This window comes from Sphingomonas qilianensis (genome assembly GCF_039614825.1).
In the GTDB taxonomy this organism is placed as follows: domain Bacteria; phylum Pseudomonadota; class Alphaproteobacteria; order Sphingomonadales; family Sphingomonadaceae; genus Sphingomonas; species Sphingomonas qilianensis.
The window spans coordinates 660251-683550 of sequence record NZ_JBDIMF010000001.1 but is presented as its reverse complement, the minus strand read 5'-3'; the positions used below and the strand labels follow the sequence as shown (position 1 = coordinate 683550).

19 protein-coding genes are annotated in these 23300 nt (G+C 64.6%); 3 read left to right on the top strand and 16 right to left on the bottom strand.

Annotated elements, in window-relative coordinates:
* Window positions 1-4: 4 nt before the first annotated feature.
* A complete protein-coding gene (locus tag ABC969_RS03285) occupies window positions 5-1324 on the top strand; it encodes an O-antigen ligase family protein (RefSeq protein WP_345862926.1) in 1320 nt (439 codons plus the stop codon).
* Here the strand turns inward: ABC969_RS03285 and ABC969_RS03280 are convergent.
* The 6 genes from ABC969_RS03280 to ABC969_RS03255 all read right to left on the bottom strand — a co-directional run bounded on the left by ABC969_RS03280 (window position 1321) and on the right by ABC969_RS03255 (window position 8504).
* On the bottom strand, window positions 1321-2805 hold the full coding sequence (locus tag ABC969_RS03280) for an MBOAT family O-acyltransferase (RefSeq protein WP_345862925.1): 1485 nt from the start codon (window positions 2803-2805) through the stop codon (window positions 1321-1323). The genes ABC969_RS03285 and ABC969_RS03280 overlap by 4 nt on opposite strands.
* 3 nt (window positions 2806-2808) lie before the next feature.
* The gene (locus tag ABC969_RS03275) at window positions 2809-3831 is read right to left on the bottom strand and encodes an SGNH/GDSL hydrolase family protein (RefSeq protein WP_345862924.1); all 1023 of its coding nucleotides are present in this window, start codon (window positions 3829-3831) and stop codon (window positions 2809-2811) included.
* A gap of 143 nt (window positions 3832-3974) precedes the next feature.
* Window positions 3975-4805 carry a methyltransferase domain-containing protein gene (locus ABC969_RS03270; protein ID WP_345862922.1) on the bottom strand — a complete coding sequence of 277 codons (831 nt, stop codon included), beginning with the start codon at window positions 4803-4805 and terminating at the stop codon, window positions 3975-3977.
* Between the two features lie 43 nt (window positions 4806-4848).
* The gene (locus tag ABC969_RS03265; RefSeq protein WP_345862921.1) at window positions 4849-5583 is read right to left on the bottom strand and encodes an FkbM family methyltransferase; all 735 of its coding nucleotides are present in this window, start codon (window positions 5581-5583) and stop codon (window positions 4849-4851) included.
* Window positions 5584-5605: 22 nt separating this feature from the next.
* Entirely contained in the window at window positions 5606-7354 is a 1749-nt protein-coding gene (locus tag ABC969_RS03260; protein ID WP_345862920.1) for a carbamoyltransferase family protein, read from the bottom strand.
* 46 nt (window positions 7355-7400) lie between these two features.
* On the bottom strand, window positions 7401-8504 hold the full coding sequence (locus ABC969_RS03255; RefSeq protein ID WP_345863805.1) for an acyltransferase family protein: 1104 nt from the start codon (window positions 8502-8504) through the stop codon (window positions 7401-7403).
* 150 nt (window positions 8505-8654) lie between these two features.
* Between ABC969_RS03255 and galE the strand changes: the two genes are divergently transcribed.
* Together galE and ABC969_RS03245 are read left to right on the top strand one after the other, a co-directional pair.
* Window positions 8655-9665, top strand: coding sequence for a UDP-glucose 4-epimerase GalE (gene galE / locus ABC969_RS03250; protein WP_345862919.1), 1011 nt, complete (start codon window positions 8655-8657; stop codon window positions 9663-9665).
* A complete protein-coding gene (locus ABC969_RS03245; protein ID WP_345862918.1) occupies window positions 9658-10431 on the top strand; it encodes a glycosyltransferase family 2 protein in 774 nt (257 codons plus the stop codon). Before galE ends, ABC969_RS03245 begins: the two co-directional genes overlap by 8 nt.
* Before the next feature lie 30 nt (window positions 10432-10461).
* Here the strand turns inward: ABC969_RS03245 and ABC969_RS03240 are convergent, their stop codons facing one another.
* The 10 genes from ABC969_RS03240 to ABC969_RS03195 form a co-directional block, all read right to left on the bottom strand.
* Window positions 10462-11631, bottom strand: coding sequence for a glycosyltransferase (locus ABC969_RS03240; RefSeq protein WP_345862916.1), 1170 nt, complete (start codon window positions 11629-11631; stop codon window positions 10462-10464).
* Window positions 11628-12797, bottom strand: a complete 1170-nt coding sequence (locus ABC969_RS03235) for a glycosyltransferase family 4 protein (protein ID WP_345862914.1) — start codon at window positions 12795-12797, stop codon at window positions 11628-11630. Before ABC969_RS03235 ends, ABC969_RS03240 begins: the two co-directional genes overlap by 4 nt.
* Window positions 12788-14701 carry an acyltransferase family protein gene (locus ABC969_RS03230; protein WP_345862912.1) on the bottom strand — a complete coding sequence of 638 codons (1914 nt, stop codon included), beginning with the start codon at window positions 14699-14701 and terminating at the stop codon, window positions 12788-12790. The genes ABC969_RS03235 and ABC969_RS03230 overlap by 10 nt, the downstream gene beginning before the upstream one ends.
* Window positions 14694-16052 carry an O-antigen ligase family protein gene (locus tag ABC969_RS03225; RefSeq protein ID WP_345862911.1) on the bottom strand — a complete coding sequence of 453 codons (1359 nt, stop codon included), beginning with the start codon at window positions 16050-16052 and terminating at the stop codon, window positions 14694-14696. Before ABC969_RS03225 ends, ABC969_RS03230 begins: the two co-directional genes overlap by 8 nt.
* A 65-nt stretch (window positions 16053-16117) precedes the next feature.
* Window positions 16118-17239: a hypothetical protein gene (locus ABC969_RS03220; protein WP_345862908.1), complete on the bottom strand. Its 1122-nt coding sequence runs from the start codon at window positions 17237-17239 to the stop codon at window positions 16118-16120.
* The gene (locus ABC969_RS03215) at window positions 17236-18510 is read right to left on the bottom strand and encodes a lipopolysaccharide biosynthesis protein (protein ID WP_345862906.1); all 1275 of its coding nucleotides are present in this window, start codon (window positions 18508-18510) and stop codon (window positions 17236-17238) included. The genes ABC969_RS03220 and ABC969_RS03215 overlap by 4 nt, the downstream gene beginning before the upstream one ends.
* 8 nt (window positions 18511-18518) lie before the next feature.
* A complete protein-coding gene (locus ABC969_RS03210) occupies window positions 18519-19490 on the bottom strand; it encodes a GDP-mannose 4,6-dehydratase (RefSeq protein ID WP_345862904.1) in 972 nt (323 codons plus the stop codon).
* A gap of 98 nt (window positions 19491-19588) precedes the next feature.
* Window positions 19589-21412, bottom strand: coding sequence for an asparagine synthase (glutamine-hydrolyzing) (gene asnB / locus ABC969_RS03205; protein ID WP_345862903.1), 1824 nt, complete (start codon window positions 21410-21412; stop codon window positions 19589-19591).
* Window positions 21413-21512: 100 nt separating this feature from the next.
* Window positions 21513-22601, bottom strand: a complete 1089-nt coding sequence (locus ABC969_RS03200) for a glycosyltransferase family 4 protein (RefSeq protein ID WP_345862902.1) — start codon at window positions 22599-22601, stop codon at window positions 21513-21515.
* Window positions 22598-23299 (bottom strand): class I SAM-dependent methyltransferase, encoded by a 702-nt coding sequence (locus ABC969_RS03195; RefSeq protein ID WP_345862901.1) that lies wholly within the window; start codon window positions 23297-23299, stop codon window positions 22598-22600. The genes ABC969_RS03200 and ABC969_RS03195 overlap by 4 nt, the downstream gene beginning before the upstream one ends.
* Window position 23300: the final 1 nt, after the last annotated feature.

Below are 23300 nucleotides of genomic sequence, written 5' to 3'. Positions count from 1 at the left end.
TTTGTTGACCTACCTCCTGTTTTGCGCCGCGCTGCTGATGGGTGGGGCGTCGCAAGGCGGAATCTATGGGAATGCCGCGATCCAGATGATGGCGGCCGTGGCGATCGCGGCAGCTCTCGTCACGCGCACCGACGCTACCGAAGGTCCGCCGCGCCGTGTTTTGTGGTTGCTGATCGCCGCGAGCGGGTTGGCGATTGTGCAATTGCTGCCGCTGCCGCCGGAAATCTGGACCAATCTGCCGGGTCGTCGGCTCGCGATCGAGACACTCCGGCTTGCCGGTATCGCGCCCGGCTGGCGTCCGTTCAGCCTTGCGCCTGCGGCGACGCTGGGCGCCGCGCTGGCGCTGCTCCCCGCGATCGCCGCGCTGTTGATCGGGATGCGCGCGCCGCGGCAACAGCTGATCGCGCTATATGCGACGATTACGGCGATCATGATGCTGTCGGTAATGCTGGGGCTCACGCAACGAGCCACAGGGCTGGACTCCGCTCTCTATCTTTACGCGGTCACCAACCGGGGCCTGGCCGTCGGCTTTTTCGCCAACAGCAATCATCTGGCGACGCTGTGCGCACTGTCGATACCGATCGCCACGGCGTGGCTGGTGGCGCGACGGGGGGGCGGACGCACGAACGGCGCCTGGCTGCTGCTGGTGCCCATCGTCCTGTTTGCGTTGCTCGGCGTGGCCTTTACCAGCTCCATCGCCGGTTTGGGCCTGTCGCTGATCGGGCTCGTTTCGATTTATGCGATCAGCCGGTGGCGTCGCGGCGCCAGCAAGCGCGGCGCGTTCGCCATATTGGCGATCGCCGCGGCGGTATTGGGTGCCGGCGTCGTGCTCGTGGCAAGCCAGACCGGCGGGGCGGGCGGCGACGGGATGGGGCGGTTGGTGCTGTGGGAGCGTACGCTCAGGGCGATCGGCGACAGCGCGCCCTGGGGCACCGGACTCGGGAGTTTTGCCGTGGTATATCCGGCCTATGAGAACCCCATGACGGTGACCAACGTGTTCGCCAATCATGCGCATAACGATTATCTCGAGACTCTGTTGGGCGGCGGGGCACCAGCGCTGATCCTGATGCTGGCTTTTGCCTATTGGTGGATGCGCACGACCATCGGTGTCTGGACCGCCCCCGTGCGCGACGCGCTGGCGGAGGCTGCGACGGTGGTTACCGCAATCGTTTTGCTGCACGAGATCGTCGATTACCCGCTGCGGACGGCCGCGATCGGCGTTGTTTTTGGTTTGTGCTGCGGCATCATGGCGCGCCCGAACCGAGTGACCGAGCCGCGCGACAACGGCAGCGACACCCGCGCCAGCCGCCACGTCTCGGCCTAGAACTGGAAGTAGATAAAGGTGCTTTTGACTTCGAGCATGACGAACACAAGGGCGATCGTGATGGTCAGATACAGCGACTTGGCGGCCAGCAACGCCGCGCTATCGACCGCCAAGCGGGGCACCAGGCGATCGCGCACGAACCACACCGCGAACATCGCCAGCGTCAGCGCCGCCGCCATGATATAGCTGTTCGGGGCCAGCCCGAAGGCATGATATTGGCGCGGATCGAGCATCTTGCCCCACAGGATGAAGGTATCGCCAAGCGATTTGGCGCGGAACGGGATCCACGCCGCCATCATCAACGGCAAGGTTATCGCCACACCCAGCAGCGCGCCGATCGCGCCACCCGGGAAGCGCAGCCGCGGCGCCAGCAGCCGCTGCGCCCAGACCATCACCGCGTGATACAGTCCCCACAGTACGAAGGTCCAGTTGGCACCGTGCCACAGCCCCATGATCGCCCAGGTGGAGAATAGCGCGCGCGTGCGCTTGGCGTCGCTCACCGGCGGCTGGCCGGCGACGGTCTCCGAACGCTCGGCCAGCGTATCCCAGGCGCCATGACCCGGCGCGCGATAGCGGCCGATCAGCGGGATATAGACATAATCGCGGATCCAGGTGGACAGCGAGATATGCCAGCGCTTCCAGAATTCGCGGGGGGACGTGGCGACATAGGGAAAGTTGAAATTTTCCGGCACATAGATGTTCATGATCATCGCCGCGCCGATCGCGATCGAGGAATAGCCGGCAAAATCGAAATAGATCTGGAAGCCGAACAGGAAAGCGAGCGTCCAGGCATCGAACGCGCTTATCTGCGCGAGGCTGCCGGCGAAGCCCTGATCGACGAAGCCGGCGATGGTATCGGCGAGCACGACCTTGAGGAACAGCCCGGCGATGATCCGCTCGATACCGCGGCGCACCTGCTGGCCATAGAACGGCGCAGGGTCTTTCAGTTGCGGGATGAGGATGTCCGGCCGCATGATCGGGCCGGCGACGAGATGCGGATAAAAGGTGACGAAGGTCATGTAGCGCAGCAGGCTGCGCTCGGGCGCGATATCGCGGCGATAGACGTCGATCGTGTAGCTCAGCGTCTGGAAGATATAGAAACTGATGCCGAGCGGGAGGATGATGTTGAGCGTGGTGAAGCTGGGGTGAAAACCGAGCAGTTCGCTGGCCGAGAAGAGACTGTCACGGACGAACAGGAAATATTTGAAGAAGCCGAGGATGGCGAGGTTCACGACGATACTCACCTGCATCAGCCGTTTACGCCGGCGCGGATCCTCCTGCCGGTCGATCGCCAGTGCGAGATAATAATCCATGATTGCGCTGCCCAGCATCAGCGGCACGAATTCGATGCGCCAGAAGCCGTAGAAGATCGTGCTGGCGATCAGCAGCAGCCATAGCCGCGCCGTGGCGCGCAATTGCCAGTAGAGGACACAGATGATCGGCAGGAACAGGAACAGGAAGGTGACCGAATTGAACAGCATCGCTCAATAGCCCAGGCGGCGCGTCGCGCGGTCGACATCGGCGGCGAGCCGCCGGTGGCCGGCGGCGGTGAAATGCATGAAATCGGGCTCCTTGAAGCCAAACACAGCATCGGTGACGGTGGCCCATTCGGGGCCGGGCACGATCGGATCGAGATCCGCGAAGCCGGCGCCGTGGCGCATCGCCAATTGCTGCAGATCGCGCTTGAAGCCGCGATATTGGGCCATCGGATAGGGGCCGTCGATATCCTGGCGATAGGGCGGCACATAAAGCAACACGTCGGTGCCGTGCGCGCGGGCATCGGCAACCAGACCGTCGAGCAATGCCAGGCGATCGGCATAGATGCTGGTGTCGACGGGGCGCTTGCTAGTCGAGTGGATGCCGAGCAATTCATTGCGCAGGATATGCGTGACGAAGCCGAGCGCGCCGCGCAACGCGTCGCGATCGCGCCATAACGCCCAATGGTCGCGGAGGAAGCGGGTGGCGGCCGCGTCGACGGTGGTTTGTATCGAGGCATGGCCGGTGGCCGGCGGGGCTCCCGCCTTGGCGCTTTGCTGCACGGCGCCCGCGATCAGCGGCCAATAGGATTGCGCCCTGAGCCGCGCCATCACCGCGGGCCGATCGACGAAATCGGCCACCGTATCGCGCACGCCAAGCTCGCGAATATCATCGTAGCAGATCGGCAGGATGAGCAATTTGGGGCGATAGGCCGGCGCGGTGGCATTCCACACGATCGTCTGTTCAGTGAGATCGGCATTGGGCTGGCTGTAGGTGACGAGATAGTGGCCGCGCTGGGCAAGCGTGCGGCGCAGCAGTTCGGGCGCGTTGAGATCGCCCGGCCCGTAGCGGTTGATGCCGGTGAGCTGCGAATTGCCGAACCACAACACCGCGGGCGGCGCGCCAGCCTTGCGCCACGAAGCGAGGCAATACGCACTGTCGCTGGCATCGGCGCACTGCGTCCTGGTGCCGGTTTGGCGGAAGTTGGCGGTCTCCGCGCCGAACCCGGGTTCGGCAAGTTTGATCAGCACGTGCGTGCGCGCGTAATCCAGCGCGAGCAGGGCCAGGAGGGCCGACGATCAGCGGCAGCCAGGCGCGGAAGCGGGACGGCGGCGGTGGCTGCGCCGTTTGGCCGATCATCGGCGGGTCGATCCGGGCGCTCATGCGGGCGTCGTCAGGCGGGGCGGCGCAGCAGCGTGATCGAGGCGCTGGACAATTTGCGGCGTGCCGCCAGCGGCAGCAACGTAGTCAGCCTCTCCGCGGCCTCGATCACGGCGGCAGGCAGAAAGGGCAGCAAGTGGCGCGTCTTGGCGTGGCCGGCGGAGAGCGGGGTGGTGAACATCTCATGCCGCACGAGTTCCAGCCCTGCGCGCGCCGACAGCGCCGCGATCTCGTCCTGATGCAGCAAAAAGATATGCCCGTCGGAATCGGGCTTGAACTGCTGATCTTCAAAGATCGCGGCGTCGGGGCAATCGGAGAAGCGCGGCAGCGTGTTGAGGAAATAGCCGCCATTGGGGGTGGAGATGATGATGTGCCCGCCGGGGCGCACCACCTTGGCAAGCTGCGCCAGAAACGCGTCGGGATGCGCGACATGCTCGACCACCTCCAGCGCGAGCGCGACATCGAAGGTGCCGGCGACATCGTCGCTGACATCGAAGATATTGCCGGGATGGAAATGCAAGCGGGCGGCGAGCGGCGATTTGAGCTTCACATAGTCGATCAGATCGGCCCGCAGATCATTCCAGGTGACGTCATAGCCCATGGCGGCGGCGGCGAGCGAGAAATTGCCTTGCGCGGCGGCCAGATCGAGCACGCGGGCGCCCGGCGCGGCAACGCTGCGCAACGCGGACAGCACGCGATCGCGGCGCTGATGATACATGCGGGTGTACCCGGGATTGCTCTTGCGGCCCCAGATCTCGACATCGTCATGATGCTGCGACACCCGCCAGCTTTCCGGCCAGCCGGGCTGCGCGTCCAGCCGCGTTGTTTCGAACGTGTGAGTCATGGCCGGCACTCCCCCCTCGATGTTCGCGCCACCGGGCACGGCGTTACGGCGCAGGTCGGAAGATAAAGTTATTGATCGGGCCGTCATAATGACGCGCCCGGCGGGCCGGGCTCCAATCGGCGAAGGGACGGACCACGGTGCCATCGTAGAACTGCGCCGAATAGCCGATCGTGGCGAGCAGATCGACCAGCGCCTGCGGGCAGCCGGGGGCATGATCGGCTTCGCTTTCGATCAGCATGGTCGGCCGCTCGCGCGTGATCGTGTCCCAGCCGCCGCGCACCGTGGCCAGTTCGTGGCCTTCGACATCGATCTTGATGAAGCCGATAGCGGTGAGATGGAAATCATCGAGCCGGCGGACGGGCACGGTGACGCGCTGTTCACGCGCCCACTGCTTGCCCGCGGCGATCGAGGCGTAGCCACTCATCACCACGCCCGCCTCACTGACCGGCATGCGCAATTCGGCTTCGCCCGTGGCGTCGCCCAGCGCGCATTGCTCGATCCGCGCGCGTGGCCAGGCGCGGCGGGCCTGCGCGGCAAGCGCCGGATTGGGCTCGAACGCGATCACGCCGGTGACCAGCGGTAGCAATGCGCCGGTATACATGCCGGCATTGGCGCCGATATCAAGCGCCCTGCGCCGGCGATCGACCAGTTGATCGAGGATGGCATATTCGGGCTCGCCGCGACGCCGTTCGAGCGCCAGCATCATACGACTGCCGAGCCAGGGGGAGCGCCGTTGCACGTGCGCCGCGACTTTATGGAGGACGACGATCGGGCTCATCGCATGGTCCGCCGCCGCTGCATCAGACCGGCCGGCGTTCGATCAGCACGTCGCCCAGCACGAGCAGGTCCATCTTGGTGCGCAGGAAGCAATCGAGCGCTTCGCCCGGCCGGCATACGACGGGTTCGTTCTCGTTGAACGAGGTGTTGAGCAGCATCGGCACGCCGGTGATCGCCTCGAACGCTTCGATCAGCTGGAAGTAGCGCGGGTTGGTGCTGGCGCTGACCGTCTGCAGCCGCCCCGAGCCATCGACATGCGCGACCGCAGGTATCCGCACGCGCTGTTCCTCGCGGATCTGGAACACCTGCATCATGAAGGGCACGGCATCGTCCTCCTCGAACCAGTCCGGCACGGCGCGATCCAGCACCGAGGGGGCGAAGGGACGGAAGCTCTCGCGCCGCTTGATCTTGCGGTTGAGGATGTCCTTCATATCGGCCCGCCGGGGATCACCGAGGATCGAGCGATTGCCCAGCGCGCGCGGGCCCCATTCCATGCGGCCCTGATACCAGCCGATCACCTTGCCGTCGCTGATCGCGGTGGCGGTGTGGCGGGTCAGCTCGGCCTCGTCGGCGATGTGGCGGATCGAGCAGCCGGCGGCCTCAATCTCGGCATCGCGCGCGATCATCAACGCTTCGATTTCGCGGTCGCTGGCGCCGGGCCCCCAATAGGCATGATCCATGACGAAGCCGCGTGGGCTGCCCTGCTGATGCCAGTAGGCGAAGGCCGCGCCGATCGCGCCGCCGGCATCACCCGCGGCGGACTGCACATAAACGTGCTGATACCCGGTCTGGCGGCGCACCTTGCCGTTGGCGACGCTGTTATTGCCGCAGCCGCCGGCGATGGTGAGCGCGGGGAGCTGGTGGCGGGCATAGAGCGTGTCGAGCAGGTTGAAGAACGCTTCCTCGTACATCGCCTGGACCGAGCGGGCGAGATCGCGATGCTCCTGCGTCAGTTCGCTGGCGGGATGGCGCCGGGGCCCGAGCAGATCGACCAGCGCGGGGGAGAACAGCTCGTCAATGTCCGGGATGCCGTCGGTCCATTGATAGGCGGTGCCCTGGCGGTGATGATTGAAGAAATCGAGATTGAGCTTGAAGCCACCATCGCCCTCCAGCGCCACGATGCGGCGCATCTTATCGAGATAGGTGGGCGCGCCGTAAGGAGCGAGGCCCATGACCTTATACTCGTCGCCATAATGCGGAAAACCGAGATATTGCGTCAGCGCCTGATAGAAGATGCCGAGCGAATGCGGGAAATAGACCCGGCCTTCAATGTCGATCTCCGCATCATGCCCGCGCGCCCAGGCCGCGCTGCTGAAATCACCGAACCCATCGACCGAGACGATGCTGGCATCGCGGAACGGCGAGACGTGGAAGGCGGAGGAAAGATGCGCGAGGTGATGCTCGATCGGCGCGTGCAGCCCCTTGAACGTGTCGCCGAGGAAGGCTTCGGCGAGATATTCGGCGATGCCCCGCCGCGCGCGGCGGTTCTTGAGGCGATCGAGCACGAAGCCAAGATCGGGGCGCTTCGTCGCCACATAGGCGATTTTGCGCGCGAGGTTTGCCCGGCTGTCCTGATTGACCGCGATGATATCGACATCGGCGAGTTTTAGCCCGGCCTCGTCCAGGCAGTAGCGGATCGCCTGCGCGGGAAAGCCGGCCCAATGCTTGATGCGGCGGAAGCGTTCTTCTTCGGCGGCGGCGATCAACACGCCGTCCTTGACCAGACAAGCGGCAGAATCACCGTGAAACGCATTCAAGCCCAGGATGATCAAGCGCGCGCCCCCACGACCGTTATCGACACTAACGCAAGTAACCGCGTTACGCTGGTCTATCGTTAAAGCGGGCGGCGCGGAAGGGACGCTGCATCAGGCAGCGAACGCCCGCCGTGTGGCGCTCGAACGCCCACCACATCACGGTGGCGTATGCCAGCGCAGCGATCACCAGCGCGGCGAAGGCGGCAAAGCCGGGGAAGCCGACCGGGAATTGCGTTGGCGCAAGCGTGGCGAACCATAACAGCGCGATCAACGGGAAATGCCCGACATAGAGCGTGAACGAGATCTCCGAGCTATAAAAGGTCAGGCGGCCGTAGACGCCGCCAAGGTTGGGCAGGCGCGCCAGGCAGGGCAGCGCGGCGGCGCAGGCGAGCCCGAGCATGATATCGCTGGTGAGATCGGCGTGCGCACGCGCGATGACGATCGCGGCCAGCGTGGCGGCGATGATCAGCGCGAGGAGCATGGTGAACCGCCGGCGGGGTAGAGCGGCGATGCGGTCGCTCATCTGCCAGGCGAGCGCGCCGGCAAGCCAGATGCTGGCCAAAGCGAGGATTGGCAAAGGGAGCATTATGAGGATGCCGAGGACGGTCAGGGCGGCGGCGGTGCGGGCGCTGGGCGTGCTGCTTCTGGCAAGCGCGAGCCAAGCGGCAGGCACGAGGACATAATACCAGAATTCGTTGGCCAGGCTCCAGAGCGGTCCGTTGGTGCCGAATACGGGCACGGCGATGGTTTGCAGAAAGAAGATGTTGCCGAAGAAGGCCGCGAGCGTGGTGGGATCGGTGCCGGGGGCAGGGCCGCTGGAGAGGATCGTGGCATACTCGCCGGTATAACCGGCCAAGTGCAGCACGTCGCGACCGAGCGCGTCGAGCACAGCGGTGGCGATCAGCGCGGGGATCAGAGCGGTCCATAGCCGCGCCAAGCGGTGGACGGCGTAATTGGGCAGGCTCCAGCGCCCCGCGCCGATCTCGGCGAGCGCGCGACCGCCGACCAGGAAGCCGCTCAGCGCGAAGAACAGGATGACCGCCTGGTGGCCAAGGCTGGTGAGCGCGTAAAACGGTGCCGCCCAGTGGCCCCCGGTGGGCGCGTAATCGACGAACACGAAGCCGCGGACATGGCCCAGCAACACGAGCAAAGCCGCGCCCCCGCGCAGCAGATCGAGATGCTCGAAGCGCCGTCCGTGGGGGGTGGTGTCTGGGGATCGCTGATCGGGGCTTACCAGCCTGGCGGCCTTTCGCTGGGCACGACTGGACTTTGCCGGGCGCCACTATTGCTATAACCGTAGCAGCGAAGGGGCAACCTCATGAAACGCGTGATCGTAACGGGCGGGGCGGGGTTTATCGGCGCGCACGCCTGCAAAGCGCTGCGGGCGGCCGGGTTCGAGCCGGTCGTCTATGATAATCTCGTCTACGGGCATCGTTCGGCCGTGCAATGGGGGCCGTTCGAGCAAGGCGATATCCTCGACGAGGCGCGGCTGGCGGCGGTTTTCGCACAGTATCAGCCGGTAGCGGTGATGCATTTCGCCGCCTTTGCCTATGTCGGCGAATCGGTGACCGATCCGGAGAAATATTATCGCAACAACGTGGAAGGCACGGCGAGCCTGCTGCGCGCGATGCGCCAAGCGGATGTCCGCCAGCTGATCTTTTCCAGCAGTTGCGCGACCTATGGCATGGCCGAGACGATTCCGATCCTGGAGACGCAGCGGCAAACGCCGATCAATCCCTATGGCCGCACCAAGCTGATCGGCGAACAGATCGCGCGCGATTATGCCCAGGCCTACGGCTTCGATTGCATCGCCTTGCGCTATTTCAACGCGGCGGGATCGGATGCCGCGGGGGAAATCGGTGAGGATCATGATCCCGAGACGCACCTTATCCCGCTGGTGCTGCAGGCCGCGGCAGGAATGCGCCCGAACATCACCGTGTTCGGCGACGATTACGATACGCCCGACGGCACCTGTATTCGCGATTACCTGCACGTCACCGATCTCGCCGACGCGCATGTCGCGGCGCTGCAGAAACTGGGATTGCCCGGGCGCTTCCTTGCGCTCAACCTGGGCACGGGCGCAGGCACCAGCGTGCGCGAGATCATCGACGCCGCCAAGCGCGTCACCGGCTGTGACATTCCGGTGACCATGGCGGCGCGGCGCGAGGGGGATCCGGCGGCGTTGGTCGCCGATCCCAGTGCGGCGCACGCGGCGCTCGGCTGGGCCGCGCGGTATTCCGATCTCGATACGATCCTCGGCACCGCCTGGGACTGGTTACAATTCAAGCGACAGGGCACACTCAAGCAGGACGCACGCCTGCGTGCTTGATCGCATCACGCCGATGGTGATTACGTATAACGAAGCGCCCAATATCGCCCGCGTGCTCGATCGGTTGCGCTGGGCGCGGCGCATCCTCGTGATCGACAGCGGCAGCAATGACGCGACGCTGGAGATCATCGCGCGTTATCCGCAGGCGCAGGTGGTGACGCGCGCATTCGATACCTTTGCCGGGCAATGCAATTTCGGTTTGAGCCTGATCGAGACGCCGTTCGTGCTCTCGATCGATGCTGATTACGTGCTTTCGGCCGATTTGGTCGCCGAGATCGCCGCGCTCGATCCTGCCATGGCGATGTCGGGCTATCGCACCGCGTTTCGATACTGCATCTATGGCCACCGGCTACGCGGCACGCTGTATCCCGCGCGCGTGACGCTCTATCGACCCGAGCGCGCGGAATATGCCGATTTTGGGCATGGCCATAAATTGGCGATCGAGGGCCGTGTCGCGGATCTGCACGCCACGATCGATCATGACGACCGCAAATCGCTGCGCCGCTGGCTCGCCTCGCAGGATAAATACATTGTGCGCGAGGCGGATCACTTGCTGGCGATGAACCCAAGCGAGCGCACGCGGATCGAGCGGCTGCGCGCGATGGCCTGGCCTGCGCCGTTCGCGGCATTATTTTACACGCTGATCATCAAAGGCTGCCTGTTCGATGGCTGGCCGGGCTGGTTTTACGCCTTGCAGCGCACCTATGCGGAATTGCTGCTGGCGATCGAGCTGATCGACCGGAAGCTGGCCAAGCGGGGTGAGTGAGACTTCCCCTCTCAAGGGGGGGTGGGTGAGCTATCGCTTTATGGTTTCGTATGCGGCCACCATTTGTGCGGCGATCGCCGGCCAGCCGAAATGATCGCGCGCTGCTTGGGCGCCGCGTTGACCCATCTCGTCGGCGGCGCGGGGGTCGGCGACCAGATCGTGCAGCGCCGCGCTCAGCGCCGCCGCGGTGGGCGCGGCGATCAACCCGCAGCGCGCCTCGCGGACGATCTCCGCGACACCTGCGCCACTCGATACCAGCACCGGTTTGCCGCGCACCATCGCCTCCAGCACGGTGTTGCCGAAATTTTCGTTGAGGGAGGGGAGCACAAACAGCGCGCAGCGCGCGAACAGCGCTTCTTTATCCGCGCCCTCGACATTGCGGTCGATCAGCACGACGCGGTCGGTCGCGCCAGCAGCGGCGATCGCACCACGCAGCTTGGCCGCAAGCTGCTCATCATCGGTGCCGGCGATCACCAGCCGCAGCGCGGGCGTCATGCCCAGCGCGTCGATCAGGGCGACGAGGTTCTTCTTCCAGCTGAGCCGGCCGAGATACAGCGCGTAACCGGGCGTGGCGGTGGCGGCGGCAATATTGGGGGAGAGCGGCGCCGGGCCGGCGCGTGGTGGCTCGACACCGTTGGGGAGGATGATCGTGCGCGCAGCCCGCAGCCCCAGCGCGGCGAAATCCTCCGCCTCGCGGGCTGCGGTGAAGTGCAGTGCGGCGGCGCCCGCGATCGTGCGCCGCTCGAACAGCGCGAGCCAGGCGCGCTTGATCAGGCTGGATTTGGCGCGGATCAGATTGCCGACGAGCATGCCGCGGGGCGACAACACATAGGGGGTGCCGGCGCTGCTCGCCGCGCGCGCGGCGGCGAGCGTCGGCCACAGGAATACCGAATGGAGATGGACCATGTCGAACGCTGCCGCCTGGGCGCGAAGCGCGTGCGCCATGGCGGGCGCGCGGTACAGGCGGCGGTTGAAGTGGTGGGGCACGCCGGTGGCGAAATAGGTCACCATCACGCCGTCCAGATCGACTTGCGTGGCGACCGGCACATCCGACACACCGCCGCCATCGGCATTGGTGGTGAACACGCTGACCTGATGGCCAAGCGCCGCCTGGCCCGCCGCGAGCCCGTGCACCGAATAAATCGGCCCGCCATAACGTATGGCAGGGAAATAGCTCGGCACGACATGGAGGATCTTCATGGCCGGGGGGCGGCTTCAAGGATCGCGGCGACGGTGGCGGCGGCGTGCGCTCGATAGTGCATCCATTCCGCCCCTCGCACAGAGGCCGCGGCGGCGGGGCGCATCACGCGTACCAGCTCCGGGTCGGCGGCGAACAGCGCGAGCTTCGCGGTGAGCGCGTCAGCGTCGTTGAACGGTACGATATCGCCGTTGACGCCCGGCGTGATCAGATCGCCCGCCCCGACGCGATCGGAGGCGAGCACCGGCAGCCCGCAAGCCAGTGCTTCGGGGACGACTAAGCCAAACGAGTCGAAGCGGGAGGGCATGACGAGCAGATCGGCCCAGCGATAAAGATCGGCCAGCCGCTCGTGCGGCACCTTGCCGAGCAAGGTGGCGCGCAGCGCAAGCCGTGCAACCAATTGTTGATCGCCGTCCGCCCGCAGCGCGGCGACGCGGCAGTCATATGCGATGCCGTCCGCGGTTAGCCGTTGGAGCGCGGTGGCGAGCAGATCGGCGCCCTTCACGGTGGTGAACCGCCCCACAAAGGCGATCCGCAGCGGGCCAGTATGAGAGGCGGCGGTGGGATCGGGCGCAAAGGCACGCGGCTCGAATCCGAGCGGCACGATATGAACGCGTTCTACCGGCACGCCGGCAGCGAGATAACTTTGCGCAGCGAGCGTCGAGCAGCACAGGATATGATCGGCAAGGGCAATTTCGGCGTCCTTGCGCGCGTTCACCTGACCGCGAAACACCGAGCCAGCATCGGCAAGGCCTGCCTCGGCTTGGAGCCGATGATGAACGCTGGCGGCGTCGAGGATCGTCGTAACGCCGCGGCGGCGCGCGGCGGTGAACAGATGCAGTGCAGCGCTTTCATAGCCGATGACCGCGCGCGGGCCGGTGTGCCTCAGCTGACGGGCAATCCGTCGGTCGAACAGATCGTACAGTCGCGCACTGATCCGTGCGGACATGGCAAGCGGCAGCAGCCGATTGGCGGTGCGGAACACGAAGGCGAGCAAAGTATGGCGGCCGCTGTGCGCGGCGAGCACGTTCGACAAGCCAGGCCGGATTGGTGTGCCGTAATGGAGCGTGGCAGCAAAGCCGGCCTCAAGAAGCGCGGCGGCAAGATGATCGGCATGCTGGCGGCCAGGGGTCGCGATCAGGATAGTGCGAGGTGCTGCTAGCGACATGACGATGGCGGGCAGAGCTTGGCCCGTTCAGGATCGAACGCGGCGAAGACCGGTTGATGGAAGACGATACCGCCGATGTAGCGCGCGCCCGCCCTGGTGAGATGATGCGTATCCTGACTGATTAGACGACGATCGGGCGTAAATACCGGCACCCGTCCGGTGCGATCGGCGATCAATTTTAGGATGTTGACGAACATCGCCGGTGGAATGGCTCTTTCGGCGATCGCATTGGCGCTTGTTGTCTTCGGTAACGGCGCGGTCCGGTAGGTGTAGCGCTGGGCCGGCGGGAGCAGCATCACGGCATTGTTGCTTAATCCGAAATTCTTCGTGCCAACGATCACGACGCGCGCCTGGCTATGCCGTGCCACAGCGGCGTGCAAAGCCAGCAGGCAGGCGCTGGTGTTGTTCTCAAACGCGGCGGTGAGCACGATCAGATCGGCCTGGCGTGCGCGCTGTACCACGGCGGCGTCGAGCGCCTGGCCGCAGCCAGTGCCTTCGGAATAGCTGATTTCCTTGTCGGCCAGATAGCCGCTTTCCACCCCCATATTGATCACGTCGCGTGCGAACGAGTCACCGAGTACCAGCACGTTGGGCCGGGGGTTGGCGGCATTGAACGGGCGGTCCGTGAAACGGCGCGGTCCATCGACATAGCGCGCATTGCGTGCGGCGTTCAGCCCGTCATCGGCGCGAATGTCGGCCGGCCAGGCCTGGGGGAAGCCGTTGCCAAACTGCATCGCCATGCCGGCGGCGAGCACCAGCGCGGAAGCGCCGGCGCAGAACATCAGCAGGCGCCGCGTGCTGGTGCGCGCGCGATCGCGGAACGGCTTTTCGATGAAGCGCCACGACAGATAGGCGCAGGCGAAGCTGGCGACGATCAAGGCGGCCATTTCCATCGCGCTGGGGGTGGTTAGTGCAGTCAGCCGAGCGAAGGCGAATAGCGGCTGGTGATAAAGATAGGCGCTGTAACTGAGCAGGCCGAAGCCGACCATTGGCCCGCTGCCGAGCAGGCGCCCGATCAGCGTCGGGGGGGTAGCGACCAGCAAGAGCGCGCAGACGCCGCTGACTGGCAGCAATGTTCGTGCGTTGGGACTTGCGGCATCGGGGTCGAGCAGCGCCAGCGGAAGGATCGTCAGCGCCAGGGCTGCGCCGGCCAGCGCCTCGCTAGTCATCGGCGGTAGCAGGATCGTGCGGCGCCAGCGCGGCTCACCGAGGGCGACGATCGCGCCAGCGGCCAGTTCCCAGGCGCGCGAGAAGATCAGGTAGAAATTGGCCGCTGGCGCGTGGCGCGATGCCCATAGGCAATAGGCCAAGCTGAGGGCGGCGATGACGAGCAAGGCGATCAGCGCGCCACGGCGTGCGCGCCAGCGATAGGCTACCAGCATCAGCAACGGCACGGCGAGGTAATATTGCTCTTCGACGCCGAGGCTCCAGGTGTGGATCAGCGGCTTGAAATCGGCGGCCATGTCGAAATAACTGACGGTGAGATATAGCAGCACGTTGTTGGCCGACAGCGTCGTCGCGACCAGCGATTGTCCGAAGGATTTGAGGTTGCCCGGGATCATCAGCAGGAAGGCGACGGGCGTGAAGATCAGGGTCATCACGACCAAAGCCGGGATGATGCGTCGTATGCGGCGCTCGTAAAAGCGCAGGATCGAGAAGCGACCCGCCTCAAGATCGCCGATCAGCATGCGCGAAATCAGGTAGCCGCTGATCACGAAGAAGATGTCGACGCCGAGAAAACCGGCCGGCAGGAACGGCACGTCGGCATGGTAGAGGATCACCGCCCATACCGCGATCGCGCGCAGCCCATCTATTTCCGGGCGATAGCGCGATGCCCGGAGAGTCGCGGTCGGCGGGGCCGATGCCGATCCACCGGCGGCCCGAACTGCCGGCGCGTCAGGCAAAGGCGACCTCTCGCACCGGGAAACCGTGCGCGAGATAATGCTGCTCTTCCAATGCTATGCGCTGTTCGAAGCGCTCGATCCGCCGGGCCGCGATGGCGATGCCGACGATCGACCAGTACAGCAATCCGCCCGTGGGATTGTTGACGGTAAACAACACAAGGTGGGAGAGGACGAAGATCAGAGCCGCCGTTTGCGTCGCGATCATCAATCGCGCCCGCGCTCTGTGTAATTGCAGCAGGATCAAGATAATGATGAAGATCTTGGGCAAATACACGACAATGAAGCCGATGACGCCCAACTCCTGCATGATGCGGGCAGACTCCATTTCATAAGCATAACCGTTAAGCCACCAAGGATCCGAACCCATAAATGTGGTCGATGCGTTAGAGTTTGATCCTAGCCCTGTGCCAATGAACGGAGAAGTTGCATAGGCCGCAGCCGTTTCAACAAACGGGGAGGCCAGACGAGTCATGGTGCTGTCTGCGTTGTTTGCACGATATTGCAATGCAGAAAAGGCGCCGCCAAAGGCAAAGACCGTCAATATCCCCGCGATTGTCGACCCGATGACGATACGCAAGATGATGCGCGGCGGCAGCAACCGCTTCCACGCCGCGATTATCAGCATAAGCGGTATACTGGCGGCGAACACGAAGATGGGCGTGCGCGATCCCGTCGTCGCCGCGGCGCCGATCGACAGCGCCAGCGCGGCAGTGACCAGCAGCAAGGTGCGGCGCTTTGGCACCGAGGCCAGCAGCAGCGCGGCAGCGAGCGGCACGGCCATCATCAGGAAAGTGGTGAAGCCGCCGATATAGGAGAAGGTGCCCGACGTGCGGGCGCGGCCATATTTAAAGTCGCCTTCGCCCCGCTCCCCGAACACAGACACGAGCGCCTGAACGCCTTCCTCGTGGCTGACATATTGGTTCACCCAGGACGAGGGCGGCTGCGAGAATTGGTACAGACCGAGCAGGCTGATCGGGATCGCCAGATAGCAGGTCCAGAGCAGCAGGCGATCCAGCTTCGCGCGGTCGGTGATGATCTCGGGCAGGATGAAGGCAAGCGGGATGTAGATCAGGTAGTTCTTCAACCCGAACAGCGACAGCAATTTGGATGGCGCGTTGGGATTGAGCAATTGCAGGCTGCAGAATATCGCTTCGAGCAGCACCAGGATCAGCAACGTGCCGCTTTTCGTCCCAAGCGCGAGATGCTTGCGGCCGGCGATCAGGTAGCCGCCATAGGCGCAGAACAGCACGAAATCCTTGACCAGCAGGATCTGCGACTGAAATTCGGGGAGAATCCATTTGCGCACTGCGCCTTCGAGCATGGCCCAGACCAGCACGCCGATGATCGCCACGCTCCAAAAGCGGATCGCCGCCAGGCAGACGATCAGCATAATCGGCAGCAGCGGCAGGAACTTCATCAACATGGTCGGTATTGCTCCCCCGCCACTGAAGCACCGAGAAGGCCGCTGACCAGATCGGCGCTCCGCTGCGCGTTATGCGGTTGGTACCATGCGTGCGCGTGTCGCTGCAATGCATCGAGCATCGGGCCGGGCAGGGACGCCGGCGTTTCGGCGATGCCCAGTTTGAGATAGTTTTTGCCTGGCCGCAGCCCATCGTTCATGCCGGGGGCGTCGTCCAGGCAGACGGGGATCACCCCATTGGCGCAATAGGCGGCGAACAGCGTGGATTTGGCCAGTCGGTCCGCATCATAGGCGATCAGCCCGAATAACGCCTGCGACAGTGCCGCCTGCAATGGCCCGCTGGGTAATTGCCCGAGCGGGCGCACCTTGGTGCGGCCGATCATGGCGGGCGGGGGCGCGCTGCGCTGGCCGACATCGATGATCTCGGCGATGTCATTTTCCGCCACGATGGCGGCGATCTGCGCGCGACGATCCCGATACAGCGCCTGCGCCATGCCGTCCCGCCCGAACAGAATGAGCGTGCGCGGGCGCGCCGTGGCGGGGATCAGCGTGTCTGACTCACCGATGGTGGAGAAGACCGGTAGCGGGGCAACCGCTACCGTTCGATCGCGGGACCAATGGCCGAGCATGGCGGCATAAGGAGCGGTGGTGGTGGTGGCACCGGTGCTGATGCGCTGGATGCGCCGCGCGATCCGCGCCTGGAGTTTGCCCCACCAAAAGGCGCGCCGCCATGGCGGGCCCGTGACGTATAATTCGTGAAACACGGTAACGAGCGGGGTCTCGGGATTGGCCTGGCGCCAGTGTTCCAGCGCGGTCGCCAGCCATAACGGCACCCCTTTGCGGTGATAACCGTACGCGGACAGGTGCAGCAGAATGGGCGTGTCGCCTCCAAGCGACGCCAACTGCCCGAGCAACGCGCTGGCGCTGCGCTTGATGAGCTCATGCGTTTCCCATTCGTCGATCAGGCGCTGCTCAGGCTGCAGCGGGCTGCCTGCGACGAAGATCGTGCGCCGGCCGTGATGCTGCCACAGCTGTTCGGCGAGCAATCGCGCATAATCGCCGACACCCTCCGGTGCGATGCTGCGTTGCGGCACGATCTGAATGAGCGTCGTGGTCATGTCCGCGCCGAGACCCAGCCTGGCTGGCGCGGTCCAAGCAGACTGATCACCAGCGCCTGCAGCAGCAGGGATGCGCTGAGGATCAGGCTCAGCAGCAATACCGATGTCGGCCGTGTATAATCCCACCATGGCGCAAGCGCGAGCAGCAGCGCGAGTTGCACCACCGCGATCAGCGGATCGAGCCGCACCCAGCCCTTGGCACGGTTGAGCAGGATGGTGGCCGTCGATACCAGCGTGATGGCCGCGGTGGTGAGCGCGATCAACAGCTCCGCATCGAGCCGCGCATATTGCGGGCCGAGCAGCCACAGGATCGGCCCTGGCATCAGCAAGGCAATGAGAACAATGGTCGCGCCGACCACGGCCAACGCCGCCTTCACGATCCAGCCGGCGACAATGAAACGTTTGAGATCGGCGATGCCGGCCAGCCGCGGCACGATCACGACGATCGAGAAGGCGGACAGCACCCCGACGATCGCGCTGATCCGCCCCACCGCGAAGACGGCGGCAACCACCTGCGGGCCGCCCAGCCGGGAGGCCAGCCACAGGATCACGCTATCCTGCAAGGCAAAGGCGAGCACCGCCGGGGCGGTGGGCGCGACATATTGAACGATGGCGCGGAGCAAGCCGGGGACGGCGACATGATCGGCGCGGATCTGGCCGCGCAGCATCCAGCGACTCGCCGCGAACGTCACGGTCGAGCACATCAATCCACCCAGCAGCGCCATCCAATACGAGCGCGAAACGCCCAGCACCATCAGCGCCGCGGCGACCACGCGCATCATTTGCCCGGCGACATCGCACAGATAGGAGCGGCGAAACCAACCAAACAGACGCATCACCTGCAGATTGATCCCCGCGCTCATCAGCGCCAGCGCGCTGGCCAGAACCAGCCCCAGCGCGATAAGCAGCGTGCCGAGATCGTAGTGCGCGCGCGCACCGACGCTGGGGAAGATCACCGCGGCGATCGCGCCAACGCCCACGAACAACAGCAGCCGCAGGCGGCGGATGCCGGCGAGGCAATCGCCAAAGGCTGGGCCGCCGGATCGCGAGCGGCGCCAGAAATAGGTGGTCGCGCTGTTGAGCCCAAGATCGCTGGACAGGCTGATGAAGGTGAGCGTGGTCGCGGCCAGCGCGTAGAGCGCGTAATCGCTGACCGGCATGTAACGGACATAGACGAGCCCCGAGATCATGCCGATTGCCTGCGCCGCACCGCTCGACAGGCCGAATTCGATCAGCAACCGAAGCCAGGAGGTGAGGCGTCGCCGCAACATGGCGGCGATCAGGCCGGGGCGCTGGCAACTTCCGCGGCGATCAGGCGGCGGAGCAGTTGATCGAAATCGACCGTGTAGCGCCAGCCAAGCAGCCGCGCCGCCTTTCCCGGATCGCCGTGGCTGGTGGCGATATCGGTCGCGCGCATCAAGCCCGGATCGATCTCGACATGGCGCTGCCAATCGAGCCCAAGCAAGTCGAAACAACGCGCCACGAAATATTCCAGACTATGACTGGTACCAGTGGCGACGACGAAATCGCTTGCTTCGTCGAGCTGCAACATGCGCCACATCGCCTCGACATAATCCTCTGCCCATCCCCAATCGCGTACCACGTGCAGCGCGCCGAGCCTGAGCGTCTCGCCTGATCCCGCAGCAATGCGCGTCGCCGCGCGCACGACTTTGCGGGTGACGAAACGCGCCGGGCGCAATGGGCTTTCGTGATTGAACAGGATGCCCGAGCTGGCGAACAGGCCATACGCCTCGCGGTAATTGGCGACTTCCCAAAAGGCCGTGGCCTTGGCCACGCCGTACGGACTGCGCGGGTGAAACGGCGTGCGCTCGGTGGCTGGCGCGTCGCTGGTGGTTTCGCCGAAACACTCGCTGGAGGCGGCGTTGTAGAGCCGTGTCTTGCCGCCCATGAAGCGCAGCACCTCAAGCAGGGTGAGCGTGCCGAAAGCAATGCTTTCGAGCGTCTCGACAGGTTGGGCAAAGGACAGGCCGACCGACGTCTGGCCGGCAAGATTATAGACTTCGTCCGGCCGGGCTTCGGAAAAAACCTGCAGGACGCTGCGGAAATCGGTGAGCGTCATCGACAGGGTCGTCACCTGATCGCGGATGCCGAGCTGCACGAGGTTAGCGAAGCGCGACATCTCGGCATCGCGCGATGTGCCGAACACGCGGTAACCCTTGCCCAACAGCAGCTTGGCGAGCAGCGCGCCGTCCTGGCCGGATATGCCGCAGATGAGTGCGCTTTTCGTCAAAAATTGCCCCGTTTTCCGTCCCTCCGAAAGCATGTTTAGCGGACCGGGGAAAGACTAAACATGTGCCCGATGCGCACCGTGCAAGGACCAGCGGAGGATCAGGCCCCGGCGGGATATTGTTGAAAAACGTAATTGGACCAGGTGCGCGACAACAAACCATTGCTGCTCGCGGCCTTGCCGTTGCGTTGGTCCAGATCCCGAATGCCGGCCATCCAGCCGGCATAGGGAATGCTGAAGCCGGTTTTCGGCCGATGCCGGTGCCAATCGGGCAGCACTTTATTGGGGGCGTCGGCGAGCAATTGCTTGCCGATGCCCGCCGGCAGGCCGCCGATCAGCGGCGCCAGCCGCGTGAACAGATCAATGTCGATCATCGGCGTGCGGATTTCCACACTATGCTGCATGCCCGCCCAATCGGCATCGCGCAGCAATTGGTTGCGCATGTAGAAGCTAAGCTCGAGCAAGCTGACCGCAGCCTGCGGCGTATCGGGCATGGGATTCAAGGTCGCGTTCATTCGTGCGACGATTTCCAGCCGCGCCAGTCCGGCCTTGACCACGGCTGGATCCTGGACGTCGGCCAGATCGTCGGGCAGGCGCAGCGAGCGGCGCACGAGATAGCTGCCGCCGATCGTGCTGGTATGACGCAGCAGGCCGGGCGCCTTGGGATGCGCGGCGATATACCACGGCACCACCGTGCGCATCAGCCGCGCCAGCCCCGCGCCGAGCCCCGGCAGTCGCGCCAAACGCCCATAACGCCGCACCCAGCGAGGCACATCGACGAAGCTCGGATAGCCGCCAAGCATCTCGTCACCGCCAATCCCCGACAGCGCCACCTTGAGCCCGTTTTCGCGCGCTGCTTTAGCGACGAACCAGGTATTGATGCCGTCGATCGAGGGCTGGTCCATCGTCGTGAGGATTGCTCGCAAATCTTCGAGAAACTCGGCGCGGTCGATCCGCCGCACATTGTGGGGCGCGCCATAATATTCGGCGATGCGCCGCGCGACCGGCACTTCATCATTGGTGGTGCCGGCAAAGTCGTCGAACCCCAGCGTGATCGCGTGGATCGGGTGCTTGGCCTGTTCCATCGCAATGCCCAGCACGGCGGCCGAATCAATCCCGCTCGACAAGAACAAACCGACCGGCACATCGGACAGCAAATGCGCTTTCACGCTGTCGCGGATCGCCGCGCGGGCATCGGCCAATGCGGCGTGACGATCGCCCCGGCGCCCGCCCGCGGCAGACAAGATCGCGGTCAGATCGGTATAGCGCCATTGGCGCACGCCGCTGGCGTCCACCGACATGCAGTGGCCCGCCGGAAGCGCGCTAATGTCTTGGTACCAGGTAAATGGTTCGGGTACGCTGCCCAGCAGCATGAAGCCGATCACCCCGGCTGGATCGCGCTCGTCGCGGATGCCCTGGCCGGCCCGCAATGCGCGAACCTGCGATGCGAAGCGCAACGTGCCGTGGCGATCGGCGAGGAACAGTGGCTTGATGCCAAACGGATCGCGCGCGAGAAACAAGCTGCGCGCGTGATCATCCCAGATCGCGAAGGCGAACATGCCGCGCAAGTGGCTGAGCATCTCGGCGCCGTGACGCGCGAACAGATAGAGCAGAATTTCGGTATCGGACGTTGTTTCGAAAACGTGGCCAGCCGCGACGGCGGCGCGACGCAGCTCGGGATAATTGTAAATCTCGCCATTGAAAACGATTGTGTACCGACCATCGCGGCAACGCATCGGCTGCAGCGCGCGATCGGACAGATCAAGGATCGCTAGCCGGCGGTGCGCCAGCACGCACCGGCCGTCACTACTGGACCACAAGCCGTGCCCATCTGGGCCGCGCGCTGCCATCACATCGCGCACCCGCGCGGCTTCCTCGCGAGAAGGGGAGGGTGCGGTGGCGGCGTAGCCGAATATCCCGTTCAAACCACACACAATGGATCCCCCGGACGCCGATCCGCCTGCCCCCGCAGCGGCAGAATTACGGCCACATCCGTAATACAGGGATAGAGTAGTTTATCCAATGCTAACCAAAGAGCATGCGCCTCAATCGGATAACAAAGTTAGGGAATCCGAAATAGGCGAGGCCGTCGGGTACTTGGCGTGGGGCGGCCATGGCCGCGAAGAGCGCCTGTTCTAGTTCATCGGCATTGCTGGGATCCACCGCGATACCGAGCGCGCCGTCACGGATAGCCTCGAATCCGCCGTCGTAACGGCTGGCGATGGCCGGTATGCCGCAGGCCAGCGCTTCGATGATGACAAAGCCGAAGCCTTCTCCGCGGCTGGGCATGGCGTACACGTCGGCCAGGCGAAAATAATCCGCTTTGCGTTCTTCGGGGACCATGCCGGTGAAGATGACGTGATCGGCGACGCCGAGCGCGGCGGCCTTGGCCTTGAGCCGATTCATGTCATCGCCCTTGCCCGCGGCGATATAGACGATCGCGGGATCGCGCTGGCGCAACCGCGGCAGGAGCTCGATCATTTCGTCGAAACCCTTGGCACGTTCCTCCCCCGCCATGCGGCCGAAAGTCATCAGCACCTTACGGTCCTGCAGGCCATAGCGCGTCACCAGATCGGGCGCCTTGGGCCCCGCGCCATAATCCTCGAGACGCACCGCGTTGGGCAACAGATGGCTGGCCAGCCGCGGCGCAGGTGCCCAGGCGAGATACCGTTGCAGCGTGATACGGCTGATGGAAATGAGGGTGTCGATCCTGCGCGTGGCGTAATCGACCAGGGAGCGCCCCGTCGGCCGCCACGCCTCGACGCCAAAAATCAGCAACACCAGTTTCGCGCCGCGTACGCGTGCGATCAACGCGCAAAGCGGGAGCAAGTTGATATGTCCGCAGATGACGACGTCGATCCGCGCGCCGAACAATCCGCGCCGCAGCGCGGCACCGACAAAGCGCGCGATGCCGCCCAACCCGGTCAGATCGAACGTCAGCTTGGCGGGCAACGGGCCGAGCGGCGCCTCGGCCAGGCGCGGCATCGCGTCCACCGCGCCGATCTCCGGCAGACTGCACAATGCTTCAAGGAAATCGCGATTATACTGCGAAATTCCGCCGAAACCGCCATAAGCATCGGAGAGCAGCATCAGTACGTGCGCCGGTTTGCTCATCGTGCGGCAAACACGGCCAGATGCGGTGCCTGGCGATAGAGATTGGGGCCGCTGCTCGGCATCGTGTTCATCAGGCGGAGCGCAGGAAATTTGCCACGCAGCACGGGCACGTCGCTGAACAGCGAGTAACTGTAGAACACACCGTCGCCGTCGGAATAATGGTAACCCTTGCCGCGGGTTAACGCGAGATCGGCCAACCGCCAGAGCCCGAGCGCATTGATCGCCTGCTTGATTGCGCGGGTCAGCGGCGCGCCCTGCCCGAAATTGTTGGAATCCGACAGGAACACGCCTTTGCGGGCGACGCGACACATCTCCGCCACCGCGCGACGATGATCCTTGATATGATGCAGCACGCCGAATTCGCAGACCAGATCGAAACTGTTATCGGCGAAAGCGAGATTGAGCGCGTCGCCATCGATCAGCTCGTCTGGGCCGAGGCCCTTGGCATGGCCCTGATCGCGCAGCGCCGCGACCGGCTCGATGCCGACATAACGGATCGCGTGACGCTCGCGTAGATAGAGGATGCCGCGCCCGGTGCCGCTGCCGATATCGAGGATCGAGCGGATGTCGTGCTGGCGGATCAGATCGGACAACCAATCGAGCGCGCGATAATGTTCGTCACCTTCGGCGACGTGCATGTCGTCGTAACGCGCCGCAGTGTCGGCATAATAAGCGCGCTGGACATCGATCTCGGACATG